The 16,653-nt window shown below is 62.5% G+C and carries 12 protein-coding genes; 3 read left to right on the forward strand and 9 right to left on the reverse strand.

The genetic code is table 11. The annotated features are described in order from the left end of the window. Positions 1–587: 587 nt before the first annotated feature. Together pssA and ilvC are read right to left on the reverse strand one after the other, a co-directional pair. Positions 588–1,460 (reverse strand): CDP-diacylglycerol--serine O-phosphatidyltransferase, encoded by an 873-nt coding sequence (gene pssA, locus ACUN9V_RS17220; protein ID WP_075561372.1) that lies wholly within the window; start codon positions 1,458–1,460, stop codon positions 588–590. A gap of 177 nt (positions 1,461–1,637) precedes the next feature. After that, a complete protein-coding gene (ilvC, locus tag ACUN9V_RS17225) occupies positions 1,638–2,654 on the reverse strand; it encodes a ketol-acid reductoisomerase (protein WP_075561371.1) in 1,017 nt (338 codons plus the stop codon). Positions 2,655–2,806: 152 nt separating this feature from the next. On the opposite strand from ilvC, the gene ilvY reads away from it, so the two are divergent. Beyond that, complete coding sequence (ilvY, locus tag ACUN9V_RS17230) at positions 2,807–3,691, forward strand: HTH-type transcriptional activator IlvY (protein WP_075561370.1); 885 nt, start codon at positions 2,807–2,809, stop codon at positions 3,689–3,691. 82 nt (positions 3,692–3,773) lie between these two features. On the opposite strand, the gene ilvN is transcribed toward ilvY, so the two are convergent. Continuing rightward, positions 3,774–4,265, reverse strand: a complete 492-nt coding sequence (ilvN, locus tag ACUN9V_RS17235) for an acetolactate synthase small subunit (RefSeq protein ID WP_075561369.1) — start codon at positions 4,263–4,265, stop codon at positions 3,774–3,776. Then, on the reverse strand, positions 4,265–5,989 hold the full coding sequence (locus ACUN9V_RS17240) for an acetolactate synthase 3 large subunit (RefSeq protein ID WP_445512297.1): 1,725 nt from the start codon (positions 5,987–5,989) through the stop codon (positions 4,265–4,267). Before ACUN9V_RS17240 ends, ilvN begins: the two co-directional genes overlap by 1 nt. A gap of 589 nt (positions 5,990–6,578) precedes the next feature. Between ACUN9V_RS17240 and ACUN9V_RS17245 the strand changes: the two genes are divergently transcribed. Then, on the forward strand, positions 6,579–7,922 hold the full coding sequence (locus tag ACUN9V_RS17245; RefSeq protein ID WP_110654115.1) for a sugar porter family MFS transporter: 1,344 nt from the start codon (positions 6,579–6,581) through the stop codon (positions 7,920–7,922). Between the two features lie 185 nt (positions 7,923–8,107). On the opposite strand, the gene clpB is transcribed toward ACUN9V_RS17245, so the two are convergent. The 3 genes from clpB to rluD all read right to left on the reverse strand — a co-directional run bounded on the left by clpB (position 8,108) and on the right by rluD (position 12,707). Continuing rightward, a complete protein-coding gene (gene clpB, locus ACUN9V_RS17250) occupies positions 8,108–10,693 on the reverse strand; it encodes an ATP-dependent chaperone ClpB (RefSeq protein ID WP_445512298.1) in 2,586 nt (861 codons plus the stop codon). A gap of 251 nt (positions 10,694–10,944) precedes the next feature. Further along, complete coding sequence (pgeF, locus tag ACUN9V_RS17255) at positions 10,945–11,751, reverse strand: peptidoglycan editing factor PgeF (protein ID WP_445512299.1); 807 nt, start codon at positions 11,749–11,751, stop codon at positions 10,945–10,947. After that, complete coding sequence (gene rluD / locus ACUN9V_RS17260) at positions 11,748–12,707, reverse strand: 23S rRNA pseudouridine(1911/1915/1917) synthase RluD (RefSeq protein WP_075561365.1); 960 nt, start codon at positions 12,705–12,707, stop codon at positions 11,748–11,750. Before rluD ends, pgeF begins: the two co-directional genes overlap by 4 nt. Positions 12,708–12,853: 146 nt before the next feature. Here rluD and ACUN9V_RS17265 point away from each other — a divergent pair, with 146 nt between their 5' ends. Next, positions 12,854–13,666, forward strand: a complete 813-nt coding sequence (locus ACUN9V_RS17265) for an outer membrane protein assembly factor BamD (protein WP_445512334.1) — start codon at positions 12,854–12,856, stop codon at positions 13,664–13,666. A 93-nt stretch (positions 13,667–13,759) separates the two neighbouring features. On the opposite strand, the gene ACUN9V_RS17270 is transcribed toward ACUN9V_RS17265, so the two are convergent. Together ACUN9V_RS17270 and thiO are read right to left on the reverse strand one after the other, a co-directional pair. After that, positions 13,760–15,400 (reverse strand): NAD+ synthase, encoded by a 1,641-nt coding sequence (locus tag ACUN9V_RS17270; protein ID WP_445512300.1) that lies wholly within the window; start codon positions 15,398–15,400, stop codon positions 13,760–13,762. 115 nt (positions 15,401–15,515) lie between these two features. Then, on the reverse strand, positions 15,516–16,601 hold the full coding sequence (gene thiO, locus ACUN9V_RS17275; protein WP_445512301.1) for a glycine oxidase ThiO: 1,086 nt from the start codon (positions 16,599–16,601) through the stop codon (positions 15,516–15,518). Between the last annotated feature and the right edge of the window lie 52 nt (positions 16,602–16,653).

A 16,653-nucleotide genomic window follows, 5' to 3' on the forward strand; every position in this document is an offset into this window, starting at 1 on the left:
AAAAGCGGACCAAACTTGGTTCAAGGTCAAACGAATCTTGACGAGTCGCTTGCCTCGATATGTCGTGACTGGCTGTCACGCGAGAACAAGCGCCCACATCAATTACCTGATCGATTGTTAAAGAGCGTCCCTACTTGAAGCGCTTTGCTTCTGCCGTCGAACCCAAGTGCTTGTCAGCGCTTGTTTTCTGGGCCGCCGTAAGGAGTGGCGTATTTTAAGGATCTGGGTGAGGATGTCAACGTCTTTCTTGTCGAATCCTGCCTGGCGCCGTTGCTGCTTGTCGGTGCCGATCCTTGAAGAACTGGGAAGCAATCTTACTGGCTTCACCGCCTTGCGTCAACCGATTTCTTCAATCAAATCAAACGCTTGGAATTCTTCTCGCTGTCTCCGAAAACCTCTCTCGGCGGCAGCGGATGCGTACTTTACGGACCCGCCGCCAAGTTGGCAAGCCCTTCATGACAACTTTTTGACCGCCTGGGTTTATGCGGCCCCGCTGACGGCCTCGCCGCCCTTCCTTCAGAAACCCAAACGCCCGCGCAGGGCGGGCGTTTCAGCACTGTTCAGCGAATTGATCGCTTCGTCAGAAGCTAGTCATCCTGGGCGTTCTGACCGCCCGCTTCGCTGCGACGCTTCTCTCTACGCGCCTTGTTCATACGACCCAATGCCAGTACCGGGCCCGAGACGACATAGCAGCCAAACAGCGCCAGCAGCATCACGGAGGGTTCGATAGAAATCAGCACGAACAGCAGCACGATCGCCAACAAGAACACGAACGGCACCGGCCCCTTGAAATCGATTTCCTTGAAGCTGTGGTAGCGCACATTGCTGACCATCAGAACGCCGGCTGCTGCCACTACCACGGTCATCAGTATCTTGAAGCCCAGCGATTCCGCATCGAAGGTATGGAAGACCCAGACGCAGCCGGCAACCACACCCGCCGCCGACGGGCTGGGTAGACCGACGAACCACTTCTTGTCGATGCTGCCGATCTGCACGTTGAAACGTGCCAGGCGCAACGCCGCACCGGCCACGAAGATGAACGCGGCGATCCAGCCAATCTTGCCGATGTCCTGCAGGATCCAGGTAAACGTCACCAGCGCAGGCGCCATGCCAAACGAGACCATGTCGGAAAGGCTGTCGAACTCTTCGCCGAAGGCGCTCTGGGTATTGGTCAGACGCGCGACTCGCCCATCCAGCCCGTCCAGCACCATGGCCACGAAGATGGCGATGGCGGCCTTGGCATAGTCGCCGTTGACGCCCGCGACGATCGAGTAGAAGCCGGCGAACAGCGCGGATAGCGTGAACAGGTTGGGCAACAAGTAGATGCCGCGACGGCGTATCCGCTTGCCGTTCTCGACCGTTTCCTCGATCACCTCGTCTTCGTCATCGTACAATGGAGACGTGGCGCCGATAGTAATGGTCTCGGGCTCTTGCTCGTGGTGGCGGTCATCCTGCGTCATGAAGCGAGTCCTTTATTGGCGAGTGCGCTCGGGCTTGATAGCCGGCTCATTCTACAGCCTAGCGGGAATCACGATAGATGCCCGCGTAAAACCCGATTCCACTGTACCAGCAATACGAAAACGGGGGCACGACCGTCGTCGCACCCCCGTTCCATGCCTGCTGTCGTCGAAAAGCGTTCAGTTCTTGCTCTTGTCGACCAGCTGGTTGGCCGTGATCCACGGCATCATTCCGCGCAGCTTGGCACCGACCACTTCAACCGGATGCTCGGCGGTCTGACGACGACGAGCGTTCAGTGACGCATAGTTGCAGGCGCCCTCGGCGATGAACATCTTGGCGTACTCACCGTCCTGGATACGCTGCAGCGCCTTCTTCATGGCGGCGCGGGATTCGTCGTTGATGATCTCGCGGCCGGTGACGTACTCGCCGTACTCGGCGTTGTTGGAGATCGAATAGTTCATGTTGGCGATGCCGCCTTCGTACATCAGGTCGACGATCAGCTTGAGCTCGTGGAGACACTCGAAGTAGGCCATTTCCGGTGCGTAGCCCGCTTCGGTCAGGGTTTCGAAGCCGGCCTTGACCAGCTCGACCGCGCCACCACAAAGCACCGCCTGCTCGCCGAACAGATCGGTTTCGGTCTCGTCCTTGAAAGTCGTTTCGATGATGCCGCTACGACCACCGCCAATGGCCGCCGCGTAGGAGAGTGCAATCTCCTTGGCCTGGCCCGAGGCATCCTGATGGATGGCGATCAGATCCGGGATACCGCCGCCACGGACGAACTCGGAACGCACGGTGTGACCCGGCGCCTTGGGAGCGATCATGATGACGTCGAGATCGGCACGCGGCTCGACCTGGTTGTAATGGATGTTGAAGCCGTGAGCGAAGGCGACGGTGGCGCCCTCTTTCAGGTTCGGCTCGACATCCTGCTCGTAAATCACTTTCTGATTCTCGTCGGGAGCCAGCATCATGACCACGTCGGCGGTCTTGCACGCTTCGGCAACGCTTGCCACCTTGAGCCCGGCGCTCTCCGCCTTGGCGGCAGAGGAAGAGCCCTTGCGCAGGCCGACGGTCACGTCGACGCCGGATTCTTTCAGGTTATTGGCATGAGCATGCCCCTGGGAGCCGTAACCCACGATGGTGACCTGCTTGGCTTGAATCAGCGAAAGGTCGCAATCCTTGTCGTAATAAACGTGCATGTCGTACTCCGGAAGTGGAATCTGATGGGCGCCGTCTGGTGCGATGCCCTGTGTTATCGCGTAAGGCCACGATAAGTCAGGCAACTTGTTGCGTAAAACGCTATATTTGCAACGCGACATTTCATAAATTGAAACAAGCCGATCGAACGACAATGGACTACCGCCCGCTCACCCAGTTCCTGGCCCTGGCCGAACACCTGCACTTCGGCCGCGCCAGCGATGCCTGCCACGTCAGCCCATCGACGCTGAGCCGTGCGATCCGCCAGCTGGAGGAGACGCTCGGCGTCACCCTGTTCGAGCGCGACAACCGTCATGTCACGCTGACGCGGGAGGGTCAGCTGTTTCACTCCTATGCCCGGGAAACACTGGAACAGTGGCAGGCGATGCAGTCCACGCTGATGGCGGAGACTCGCGAACTGGCGGGCGAGATCAGCATCTACTGCTCGGTCACCGCCAGCTACAGCTTCCTCTACCGGCTGCTGAGCGAATTCCGTCAGCGTCATCCGCGCATCGAGATCAAGCTGCATACCGGCGATCCGGCGGATGCCATCGCTCGCGTCCAGGCCGAAAACGAAGACATCGCCATCACCGCTCGCCCGCGCAGCCTGCCGGACGCACTGGCATTCAAACCACTGACGACGTCGCCGCTGGTGTTCATCGCCCCCCGTGATGGCGCCGACTGGCTACCGGCCACGCCGGAAACGCCGACGCCTTCGCAGTGGAAAGGCGTGCCGATGATTCTGTCCGAATCCGGGCTGTCGCGAGACCACGCCGATACCTGGTTCCGGGCCATGGGCATCAGCCCGCGTATCTACGCCCAGGTCGCCGGCAACGAAGCGATCGTCAGCATGGTCGGGCTGGGGTTCGGGGTCGGCATCGTGCCGCGCATCGTGCTCGACAACAGCCCGCTGCTGGACCGCATCACGATCCTGCCGGTCAAGCCGGAACTGCCCCACTACGACGTCGGCCTGTGCGTGCTCAAGCGCCGCTTGAAAAGTGCGCTGATCGAGGCGCTATGGGCCCAGCTACCCAACTGACCCGGCCCGCCGAAAAGTCTGAAAACGCAAAACGCCCGACAGAATCGCTTCTGCCGGGCGTGGGTCTGGCGATGGATCGTATTTAGAGCGTGAGCAGCTTGTCGCCACGGGCAATGCCCGAAACGCCTGTGCGTGCGACCTCGAGAATGCCGATCGGCGCCATCGCCTGGACGAAGGCGTCGAGCTTGCCGGCGTCGCCGGTGATCTGCACGGTGTAGACGCTCGGGGTGACGTCGACGACCTGCGCCCGGAAGATATCCGCCGTACGCTTGACCTCGTCGCGGGCCGCGCCCAGCGCCTTGACCTTGACCAGCATCAGTTCGCGCTCGATGTGATTGCCCTCGGTCAGGTCGACCAGCTTGACCACGTCGATCAGCTTATTGAGATGCTTGGTGATCTGCTCGATCACCCGGTCATCGCCCACCGTGGTCACGGTCAGCCGCGACAGCGACGGATCTTCGGTCGGCGCCACGTTGAGGGTTTCGATGTTGAAGTTGCGCTGAGAGAACAGCCCCACCACGCGGGACAGAGCGCCGGGTTCGTTTTCCAGCAGAATCGAGATGATATGGCGCATCAGGTCCGCTCCGTCTTCGAAAGCAGCATGTCACGCATGGAGCCCAACGGCACCTGCATCGGATAGACGTGTTCGAATGGATCGACATAGATATCGAGGAACACGAGCTCATTGGTGTCGGCGAAGGCGCGTTCCAGCGCCGGCGCCAGCTCCTCATGCGTCTTCACCGTGATCGCGGTGAAACCGTACGCCTCGATCAGCTTGGCGAAATCCGGCAGTGACTCCATGTAGGAGTGCGCGTGGCGGGACTTGTAGTTCAAGTCCTGCCACTGGCGCACCATGCCCAGCGAGCCGTTGTTGAGGTTGACGATCTTGACGCCGACATCGAACTGCTTACACGTCGACAGCTCCTGCATCATCATCTGGAAACTGCCTTCCCCGGTGAAGCAGACCACGTCGTCCTGCGGATAACCGAGCTTGACGCCCATCGCCGCCGGGAAGCCGAAGCCCATGGTGCCGAGGCCGCCCGAGGTGATGAAACGATTGGGCTTGGCGAACTTGTAGTACTGCGCCGCGAACATCTGGTGCTGGCCCACGTCGGTGGTCACGAACGCCTCACCGCGGGTGGCGCGATAGACCGCCTCGACCACCTCCTGCGGCTTGAGCGCTTCGCCCGGCTTCGAAGGCTCATAGAGCTTGCCTTCGCGCTCGCCACGCCAGCTCTCAATGCTCTTCCACCACTCGCCCAGCGCCTCGGCGTTGGTCGCCTCGCGCTCCTGCACCAGGCTGATCATCTCGTTGATGACACTGCCCGCCGCGCCGACGATCGGCACATCCGCCCGCACGGTCTTGGAGATCGAACTGGGGTCAATGTCGACATGCACGATCTTGGCCGTGGGGCAGAACTTCGAGGTGTTGTTGGTCACGCGGTCGTCGAAGCGCGCGCCGATGGCGACGATCAGATCGGCGTGATGCATCGCCATGTTGGCCTCGTAGCTGCCGTGCATGCCGAGCCAGCCCAGCGACTGCCGGTCGCCCTGGGGATAGCCGCCGATCCCCATCAACGTGGTGGTGATCGGGAAGCCGAGCCGCTGGACCAGGTCGGTCAGTGCCTCGCTGGCGCCGCCGGTGACGACGCCACCGCCGGTGTAGAATACCGGCCGGCGCGCCTTGAGCATCATGTCGACGGCCTTCCTGATCTGGCCGCTATGCCCGCGAGTCACCGGGTTGTAGGAGCGAATCTTGACCTTCTTCGGATAGACGTATTCGTAGCGCTCGGTGGGCGCGGTCATGTCCTTGGGAATATCCACCACCACCGGGCCGGGCCGGCCGGTCGCGGCAAGATAGAAGGCCTTTTTTAGCACTTCCGGAATCTGGCTGGGGTGCCGGATCGAGAAGCTATGCTTCACGATGGGGCGGGTCACGCCGACGATGTCGGTTTCCTGAAAGGCATCCTCGCCGATCAGATGGCTGGCGACCTGGCCGCACAGTACCACCATTGGGATCGAATCCATGTAGGCGGTAGCGATACCGGTGACGGCGTTGGTCGCGCCGGGACCGGAAGTGACCAGCACCACGCCGGGCTTGCCTGAAGCGCGGGCATAGCCATCGGCGGCGTGGGTCGCGGCCTGTTCGTGACGAACGAGAATGTGTTGAACGCTATCCTGACGGAACAGGGCGTCATAGATGTGCAACGCCGCGCCGCCCGGATAGCCATAGATACGCTCGACGCCTTCGTCTTTCAGAAAGCGGGCGATCATATCGGCGCCGGAAAGTAATTCCACTGGTAAGTCTCCCCTGGAAGTTCGAGTGCCGCTTCGTGGTTCCGCTTCCGAAACCGGTCCGTGAGCGCCTGGCGCTATCCACGGAAACGAAGCTCAATCACGGCGGTAAGCCGCTGTCGACCTGCGGTCGACGCCTGATGCCATATCCTGGCGTCCTGGGCCCGGGGTGGGGACCCGCACTCATAGGAACCGCTCGCGCCATGGCGCTGGCAATTCCTGACACGGCAGATAGCCGCATCGGGGTTGGCGGGAACAGGCGTTTGGCCCGCGCCCTAGGTTTCTCAACAACGCTGAGAAAGAGATCCTTCGACAGGCGGGTAGAGGTCACTGGGAATCTACCCTTCACGCAGCGGCCGGGGATCGCCCGTGGATGACTGCGCCCACAATCAGGAACCGCATAGATTCCACCAGCACCCGGGGGCTGTCAACCTTCGACGCTAGCCAGCCGCTCTTCAACGGCAACAATGTCTGAACGCCGCCAGTATCGGCGACTAAAGTTGGATCGTTTTGCGCGGCGCCATCGAGTCATCCCTGCTGTACTGAATTCGACTGCTAACGCATGACTCGCCAATCAATCGGGGTAACGCGCATGTCTCCTATCGTGAAATGGTCCGCATTCGTGGCCATGGCAGGTTTTCTGTTTGGCTTCGATACCGCCGTGATATCCGGTGCGGATAGACCGATCCAGGAGCTGTGGGGGCTGAGCGATCTTCAGCATGGCCTGTTCATCATGTCGATGGCGCTGTGGGGGACGGTACTGGGTGCGATCTTCGGCAACTGGCCGACCGATCGCCTGGGTCGCCGCGCGACGCTGTTCATCATCGGCGTGCTCTACTTCGTTTCCGCCGTCGGTTCGGCGCTCGCCACCGACCCGTTCTGGTTCTCGTTCTTCCGTCTGATCGGCGGCTTCGGGGTGGGGATGTCCTCGGTCGCTGCACCGGCCTACATTTCCGAAATCGCCCCGGCCGAACGGCGCGGCAATCTGGTGGCGCTCTATCAGTTCAACGTGGTGTTCGGCATCTTCATGGCATATGTCTCCAATGCCATTCTCGGCAGCCTGCTCGGCGACGACGCCTGGCGCTGGATGGTCGGCGTCGAAGCCGTGCCGGCGCTGGTCTATACCCTGGCGCTGCTGAAGGTGCCGGAAAGCCCGCGCTGGCTGATCCTCAACCGAGGCGATACGAAAACTGCCGCCGGTGTGCTGAGCCAGATCGATCCGCAAAGTGACCCCGCAAAGCAGATCGAGGAGATCCAGGCCGCCGATCGCGAAGACAACAAGGTCCACTCGCGCTTCTTCTCGCGCCGCTACCGCTTGCCGATCACGCTGGCGTTTCTGATCGCGTTCTTCAACCAGTTCACCGGCATCAACTTCGTGCTCTACTACGCGCCTCGTATCCTCGAATCGGCGCAGCTGGGCGATAACGCCGCCCTGCTCTCCACCGCCGGTATCGGTCTGATCATGGTGCTCTTCACCATGCTCGGCATGGCCTTGATCGACCGTTTCGGCCGCCGCAAGCTCATGTACGTCGGCTCGGTGGGCTACATCATTTCGCTATCGATCATCTCGCATGCGTTCTTCACCGATAATCTCGGCGGCGCACTGATCCCGATTCAGCTGTGCCTGTTCGTGGCCGCTCACGGCATCAGCCAGGGCACCGTAATCTGGGTGTTCATCTCGGAAATCTTCCCCAACCGCGAACGCGCCCGGGGCCAGTCGCTCGGCAGCTTTACCCACTGGTTCTTCGCCGCCGTCATCACTCTGGTCACACCGTGGGTGCTGAGCGTGTTCAACGGCGGCCCGGTGTTCGCCTTCTTCGCCTTCATGATGGTGCTGCAGATCGTCTTCGTCGCCTTCCTGATGCCGGAAACCAAGGGCGTGTCGCTGGAAAAACTGCAGCAGAAGCTGTCGCCGCGCGGGGAATCAGGGGCTTGATGACGGATAACGAAAGGCGGATACGAAGGACAGACACGAAAGACAGACACGAAAGACAGACACGAAAGACAGACATGAAAAACCCGCGACGTTGAACGCCGCGGGGAAAACGGTCAGGACGCGACCGTATGTCGAAATGAATCTCGCCAGTGAACCGGCCCGGCGTCGCAGCCGGGCCGATCGTCTTACTTGTCGAACACCAGATGATCGCCGTCGGCTCGGACGCGAATGGTGTCGCCCGGCACGAATCGACCCGACAGCAGATCCTGGGCCAGCGGATTCTCAATTCGGCTCTGGATCGCCCGCTTGAGCGGACGCGCGCCGAACACCGGATCGAAGCCGACCACTGCCAGCTGCGCCATCGCCTCGTCGCTGATGTCCAGCTTGAGATCGCGCTCGGTAAGACGGCTGCGCAGGCGGTCGAGCTGGATCGAGGCGATCGCCTGGATCTGCTCCTGCCCCAGCGAATGGAACACGACGACCTCGTCGATCCGATTGATCAGTTCCGGCCGGAAGTGGTTGCCCACCACCGTCATCACCGCGTCTCGCATCGCCGAGTAGTCGCTCTCCTCGCCGCCCATGCGCTGGATCACGTCGGAGCCCAGGTTCGACGTCATCACGATCACGGTGTTGCGGAAATCCACCGTGCGGCCTTGACCATCGGTCAGGCGGCCGTCCTCAAGCACCTGCAGCAGGATGTTGAACACATCTGGATGCGCCTTCTCGACCTCGTCGAGCAGCAGTACCGAATAGGGTTTGCGACGTACCGCTTCCGTCAGATAGCCGCCCTCCTCGTAACCCACATAGCCGGGAGGCGCGCCGATCAGACGAGCCACGGAGTGCTTCTCCATGAACTCGGACATATCGATGCGCACCATCGCTTCCTCGGTGTCGAACAGGAAGTTGGCCAGCGACTTGCACAGCTCGGTCTTGCCCACGCCGGTCGGGCCCAGAAACAGAAACGAGCCGTTGGGTCGATTCGGATCGGAAAGACCCGCCCGCGAACGCCGCACCGCGTTGGCCACGGCAGTGACCGCTTCGTCCTGACCGATCACCCGCTCGTGCAGCGCGTCTTCCATGCGCAGCAGCTTGTCGCGCTCGCCCTCGAGCATCTTGGCGACGGGAATCCCGGTCCAGCGCGAGACGACTTCGGCGATCTCCTCCTCGGTGACGTTGGAGCGCAGCAGCTGGTGCGACGACGTATCCGCGCTCTCGTTATCGCTACTTTCGGCAATCTGCTGCTCGAGCTTGGGAATGGTGCCGTACTGGAGTTCGGACATCCGTCCCAGATCGCCCTGCCGGCGGGCCGCCTCGAGATCGATACGCGCCTGTTCGAGTTCGGCCTTGTACTGGGCCGCGCCCTGAATGCTGGCCTTTTCGGCCTTCCAGACTTCCTCGAGATCCGCATATTCGCGCCCGAGTTCGTCGATCTGGACCTCGAGATTGTCGAGCCGCTTGCGGGAGGCTTCATCGGTCTCTTTCTTGAGCGCTTCCCGCTCCATCTTGAGCTGGATCAGACGCCGATCGAGCCGGTCCATCTCTTCCGGCTTGGAGTCGAGCTCCATGCGAATGCGCGAGGCCGCTTCGTCGATCAGATCGATCGCCTTGTCGGGAAGCTGGCGGTCGGAGATGTAGCGGGTCGACAGCTTGGCCGCGGCGATGATCGCCGAGTCGGTGATATCGACACCGTGGTGCACCTCGTAACGCTCCTTGAGGCCACGCAGGATGGCGATGGTGTCCTCCTCGCTCGGCTCGTCCACCAGTACCTTCTGGAAGCGGCGCTCCAGCGCGGCGTCCTTCTCGATATACTGACGATATTCGTCGAGCGTGGTCGCGCCGACGCAGTGCAGCTCGCCCCGAGCCAGGGCCGGCTTGAGCATGTTGCCGGCATCCAGCGCGCCGTCGCCCTTGCCGGCGCCGACCATGGTGTGCAGCTCGTCGATGAACAGGATCACCCGACCCTCTTCCTTGGAGAGCTCGTTGAGCACCGACTTCAGCCGCTCCTCGAACTCGCCGCGGAATTTGGCGCCGGCCAGCAGCGAGCCCATGTCGAGAGACAGCACGCGCTTGTCCTTGAGACCTTCCGGCACTTCGCCGTTGATGATCCGCTGCGCCAGCCCCTCGACGATGGCGGTCTTGCCCACCCCGGGTTCGCCGATCAGGACCGGATTGTTCTTGGTCCGACGCTGCAGCACTTGGATCGTGCGGCGAATCTCGTCGTCGCGGCCGATCACCGGATCGAGCTTGCCCTCCTCGGCACGAGCGGTCAGATCGAGGGTGTACTTCTCCAGCGCCTCGCGCTTCTCCTCGGCGTTGGCATCATCGACGTTGGCCCCGCCGCGTAGCTCGGCGATCGCACTGGCGAGACGCTTGCGATCCAGCCCCGCCTGGGTCAGCACCTTGGTCAGCCCGTTCTTCATGTCCAGCGCGGCGAGCAGCACCAGTTCGATGGCGATGTACTGATCGCCGCGAGTCTGTGCCTCACGGTCGGCGAGATTGAACAGCCGCGCCAGATCCTGGCTCATGCCGACGTTGCCGTCGAACTGTCCCACTTCGGGCAGACCGTCGAGATAGCCGACCAGCCCCTGACGCAGGCGGCTGACGTCGCCGCCGGCCTTCTGAACCAGACCTTTGATGCCGCTATCGCGCATCTCGAACAGCGCCATCAGCAGGTGGCCGGGGTCGAGTTGATTGTGCCCGCGCCCTACCGCCAGCGACTGTGCCTCGGCCAACGCGTTTTGCAGCTTGGTCGTCATGCGATCCATACGCATATCTCTTCCTCCAGAAACCGCAGCAGGTCATGGCCTGGCGGCTCAGTTGTTCATTAGTTCACACTTAAATGGAGGTATGTTGAAGCTTTTCAAGCATGACGCATGAAAAATTCGCTGCGACAGAGCACCACAGACGAATCAGATTCATGAAACCCGACCAACATCGAACAAGCGGCCGAGAGATGAGGTGAGGTGAGGTGAGGTGAGGTGAGGTCAAAAAAGACAGCCGAGAACAACGACCGAGACGTGAGTCAGCGCAACCAGATGACGCTAGCCATTCGCCCCGTATGGCCGTCGTCGCGGCGATGCGAGTAGAAACGCGTGTCGCAGGCGGTACAGAAATGCCCGCCGCTGATCGAGAGAACCCCGATGCGCTCAAGCCTTAGCCGGGCGAGGCGGTAGAGATCCGCCATATAGTGATTCAGGCGGTAGGGGCTGCGCTCGAAAGCGGTCTCGGCTTCGGGCTGCATCGCAACGAAGGCCTCGAAGACCTCGGGACCGACCTCGAACTGGGCATTGGAAATCGCCGGGCCCATCCACACCATCAGCTCTTCGGGGTCGACGCCCAGCGCCGCCACGTTCGCCTCGAGCACCCCGCCGGCAAGCCCTCGCCAACCGGCGTGAGCCAGCCCGACACGCGTTCCCTGACGGTCACAGAAAAAGACCGGAAGGCAGTCCGCGGTCAAGATGACGCAGGCGTGGCCGCGGTCGAACGCCACCGAAGCGTCAGCCTGGGGCGGATGCTGCCGATATCTGCCCTGATAGCTCTGCATGACACGAGCGCCATGTACCTGGTCGAGCCACAACAGCGGCCGTTCGTCGCCGACCTCGGCAACTAGCCGGTCCCGACAGCGAACCACGGATTCGGGATCGTCCCCGACGTGAGCCGCCGGGTTGAAGGCGGCGAAATCTCCACGGCTGGGGCCGGTTTCGCGGGTGGTGACGAACGCCCCCACCGTGCTCGCCGCGGGCCAGTCGGGCAGCAGTAGTGTCGGCGCCTCATCCCGCGTTGACGCGGGAGCGGTTGCCGAGGCCGGCGAACAGGTTTCAGAACTCATCGATCCGACTCCCGATCCTCGCGCAGTTCGTCCAGCAGCATGAACATGTCATCCGGCAAAGGCGCCTTGCATTCGACCGGCGCCCCGCTGACCGGATGCTGGAAGCGCAGTTTATGGGCGTGCAGCGCCTGACGCGGAAATTCTCGCAGCACCGTCTTCAGCGACTCGCTGCTACCGGCCGGCATCTTCAGACGCCCCCCATAGACCGGATCGCCGATCAGCGGATAGCGAACATGGGCCAGGTGCACGCGGATCTGGTGCGTGCGACCGGTCTCCAACCGGCAGCGGACGTGAGTATGCGCACGAAACCGCTCCTGAACCCGATAGTGCGTGACTGCGGGCTTGCCCGCCTCGGTCACCGCCTGACGCTGACGATCCTTGGGATGGCGGCCGATCGGCGCGTCCACCTTGCCGCCAGCCGTCATTGCGCCGACGACGATGGCATCGTACTCCCGCGATACCGTCCGTGCCTGTAGCTGCGTCACCAGCGCGGTCTGCGCCGTCAGCGTCTTCGCCACCATCATCAACCCGGTGGTGTCCTTGTCGAGACGATGGACGATACCGGCACGCGGCACCGCTGCCAACGGCGCATGATGGTGCAGCAACGCATTGAGCAGGGTGCCGTCGGGGTTGCCGGCAGCGGGATGCACGACCAGACCAGCGGGCTTGTCGATGACCATCACGTCGTCGTCCTCGAACACGATCGACAGCGGAATTGCCTGAGGCTCCCAGCGGGTCTCTTCCTGAAGCTGGGTATCGAGCGCTAGCCGCTCGCCGCCGATCACCTTATCCTTGGGTCGCGCCGGCTGGCCGTTGATCGTCAGTTCGCCCTGTTGAATCCACCCTTTCAGGCGTTCTCGCGAGAATTCGGGGAACATTTCGGCGGCGGTCTGGTCGAGACGTCGTCCGGCCAGGTGCTCGGGTATGCGCTCGTCACGCTTTAGGATGTCGGCCATACGTGGGAATGGGTTCCGTTTCGCCGGTGCGTTTCGTCAGCACGTTTCGTGAGTGCGTTTCGTGAGTACAAGTGTTTGCTTTATAGTGAGTCGGATTCGGCGGATTCTAGCACGGCCGCCAAGGAATGGTTGATACGAGGATGATGATGCGATTTTCTGCGCGATGTTCCGCTCTGGCCGCCATGTTGGTGGTAGGCACCCTGCTCGCTGGCTGCGCCAGCAACGAGCCTGCCCCCGACCTGCAGGAACAGGATCTTTACCAGCAGGCCCAGAGCTCCCTCGATGCCGGCCGTTACACGACTGCCGTCAAACAGCTGGAAGCCCTCGATACGCGCTTCCCGTTCGGACGTTATGCCGAACAGGCCCAGCTCGAACTGATCTACGCCTACTACGAGGTCGAGGACTGGGAACAGACTCGCGCTGCCGCCAGCCGTTTCATCCGCCTCCATCCGGATCATCCCCAGGTCGACTACGCCTACTACATGCGCGGTCTCGGGGCCTACCAGGCAGGGCGCTTCAGTCTCGAGAGCCTGGCGCTGATCGATATTTCCAAGCGCGATCTGGGCGCGTCCAGGGATGCCTACGTCGACTTCGGCGAACTGGTGCGTCGCTTCCCCGACAGCGCCTACGCGCCGGATGCCCGTCAGCGCGTCATCTATCTGCGCAACGTTCTGGCGCGCCATGAGCTGCAGGTGGCCGACTTCTATCTACGCAAGGGCGCCTACGTCGCGGCCGTCGAGCGCGGACGCTGGGTCATCGAGCACTACCCGAAGGCCGAGGCAACCCGCGACGCGCTGGCCGTCATGGTCGAAGGCTATCTCGGCCTCAATATGCGCGACCGCGCCCAGACCGTGCTGCAGACGTTGATTCACAACGATCCCGACAATAGCCAGCTCGACGGCGATACCTTCGTGCCCAAGCACGTCAACGTCGATCCGCCGCTGACGCTCAAGGGCTGAAGCTACGAGCTACGAGCTACGAGCTTAAAATCGAAAGCGCCGCTTGCTGACAAGGCAAGCGGCGCTCTTCGTTGGCTCCAACGCAGGAGAAATCTAGCTCCCCGGCTGCCAGCCGTTGACGATGGGATAGCGGCGGTCGCGGCCGAAGCCGCGCAGAGTCACTCTCACGCCGACCGGCGCCTGACGCCGCTTGTACTCGTTGCGATCGACCAGCTTGACCACCTGGTAGACGTCGTCGCGCTCGAAGCCCGCTTCGATGATCGCCTCGGCGCTCATGTCGCCTTCGATATAACGCTCGAGAATCGCGTCCAGCACGTCGTAGCCAGGCAGCGAGTCGCTATCCTGCTGGTCCGGCGCCAGCTCGGCAGAGGGCGGCCGCGTGATCACGCGCTCGGGGATCGCAGGATCCTGGGCGTTGCGCCAGTTGGCCAGCCGATAGACCCAGGTCTTGTAGACATCCTTGAGCGCGTTGTAGCCCCCGACCATATCGCCGTAGAGCGTTGCGTAGCCCACTGCCATCTCGCTCTTGTTGCCGGTGGTCTGAACCATCAGCCCCTTCTTGTTGGAGATCGCCATCAGCAGCACGCCGCGCACCCGCGACTGCAGATTCTCCTCGGTGGTGTCCGCTACCAATCCCTCGAAGCTCTGGGCCAGCGTTGCGGTGAAGGCTTCGACCACCGGCGCAATCGGCATGACCTCGTAACCGACGCCGAGCATCTTGGCCTGCTCGGCGGCATCGGCCTGGGAGATCTCGGCGGTATAGTGATACGGCATCATCACCGCATGGACCCGCTCCGGCCCCAGCGCGTCTACCGCGATGGCCAGCGACAGCGACGAGTCGATACCGCCGGAAAGCCCCATCACCACGCCCTTGAAACCGCTCTTGTTGACGTAGTCGCGCAGCCCGGTCACCAGCGCGCAGTAGAGATTTTCCTCGGCATCGAGCAGCGGCTCGCGCTCGCCGGCGGCGGGAGTCCAGCCGTCCGCCTCACGGGTAAAGCGCACCGGCATTAGCCCGACCTGCCAGAACGGCGCGCGCACGGCGACTTCGCCTGCCGCATCGAGCACCAGTGATCCCCCGTCGAATACCAGTTCGTCCTGGCCGCCGATCGCGTTGACGTAGACCAGCGGCTTGTCCACCTCCCGCGCGCGCTCAGCAAACAGGCGTTCGCGCTCGGCAGGCTTGTCGAGATGAAACGGCGAGGCGTTCAGCGTCACCAGAATATCCGCCCCGGCTTCGGCCGATTGCCGCACCGGCGCCCCATCCCAGAGATCCTCGCAGATCAGGATGCCGAGTCGCGCGCCCTGATGCTCGATCACCAGCGGCTCTTCCCCCGACTCGAAATATCGGTCCTCGTCGAAGACCTGATAGTTGGGTAGGGCCTGTTTGGCGTACTCGCCGCGCCATTGACCGCCCAGCAGTATGCCCGCCAGATTGCGACGCTGACCGTCTCGCATGCCGGGATAACCCACGATGACCAGTGTCTCCGGTGCGATCTTGTCGATCTTGCGCGCCATCTCCGCCAGCGCTTCCTGCAGGCGCGATTCCATCGCGCCGCGCAGCAGCAGATCCTCCGGCGGATAGCCGGTCAGGAACAGCTCGCTGAACACGACCACGTCCGCACCATGTTCGATGCGGGCTTCGCGCACGGCCTCGATCGCCGTGGCGGCGTTACCGGCGATATCCCCCACCATCGGGTCCAGCTGCGCCATCACCAGGGTCAGATCTTGCATGAGTAAACTCGTCTCCAGACAGATGCGGCGCTCGAGCGCCTCGTTGGCTGTCGTCCATTTTCGCGCATGCCATGCGCAGAGGCAAAATCCGACGGCGCTGAACGCACCGCTCGGTTCAGCCTAAGGGTCGGTAGGGTCGAGGATCGACGATAGGCTCGCAGCCGATCAGTTGGTCGACCAGCAGCCGGGTAGCGGCCGGCGCCAGCACCAGACCATTGCGATAGTGGCCGGCGTTGACATAGAGGCGCTCGAAGCCGGGCACGGCACCGATCATCGGTATGCCGTCCGGCGAGCCCGGACGCAGGCCCGCCCAGTGATGCTCTACCGGACACTCGGCCAGCGCCGGGACGATGGAGAGTGCGCTTTCGTGCAACGAGGCGTAAGCCTGCTCGGTCGTCTGCTTGTCGAAGCCCACTTCCTCGAGCGTCGACCCCGCCAGTACCCGACCGTCTCCGCGGGGAATCACGTAACGCCCATCCTTGAGCACGACCCGTTCGACCAGCCCCGGTGGGGCCTTGAACAGGATCATCTGGCCCTTGACCGGCCGAACCGCCAGCTCGACGCCAATCTCTGCCAGCAGCGCTCGTGACCAGGCGCCGGCACAGACAACCGTCTGCCCGGCGCGGATCGCACCCTGTGACGTGGCAACGCCTCGAATGGCATCGCCCTCGCGAATCAGCGCCGAGACTTCGCAATCCTCATGCAGGCTCACATTCGGCATCTGCAACAGTCGCGCCCTAAGCGCCTGCCCCAACCGCGGATTGCGAATGCTGCCGAGCGTCGGCATCCATAGCGCGCCATCGAAACCCGGTGCCGCGTTGGGCTCCTTGGCATAAAGCGTTTCAGCATCGATACGTGCCAGCGGTTTGGCGACCTCTCGCGCCCAGGCGAGCGCGGCATCGACATCCTCGACGCGGAGGTAGAGCAGGCCTTTCTGACGATATTCGGGGTCGATACCGGTTTCCTCGAGCAGCCGGCCGGCCAGCTCAGGGTAGCGGCCCTCGGACCAGCTGGACAACGCCGAGATCGCTTGGGAATACCGCCAAGGGTAGAGCGGCGAGACGATACCGCCACCTGCCCAGGAGGCCTCGCGACCACACTGGCCGCGCTCGACCAGCGCCACCGAATGACCGGCATCGGCCAGTTGCAACGCCGTCATCATGCCGATGACCCCGCCGCCCACGATCAAGAAATCCTGCATGCTGTCGATATCCTGACAAAAGGACGATTCTATCATTCGTCCACAACCCGGG

The sequence above is a fragment of the Salinicola sp. V024 genome (assembly GCF_052645315.1).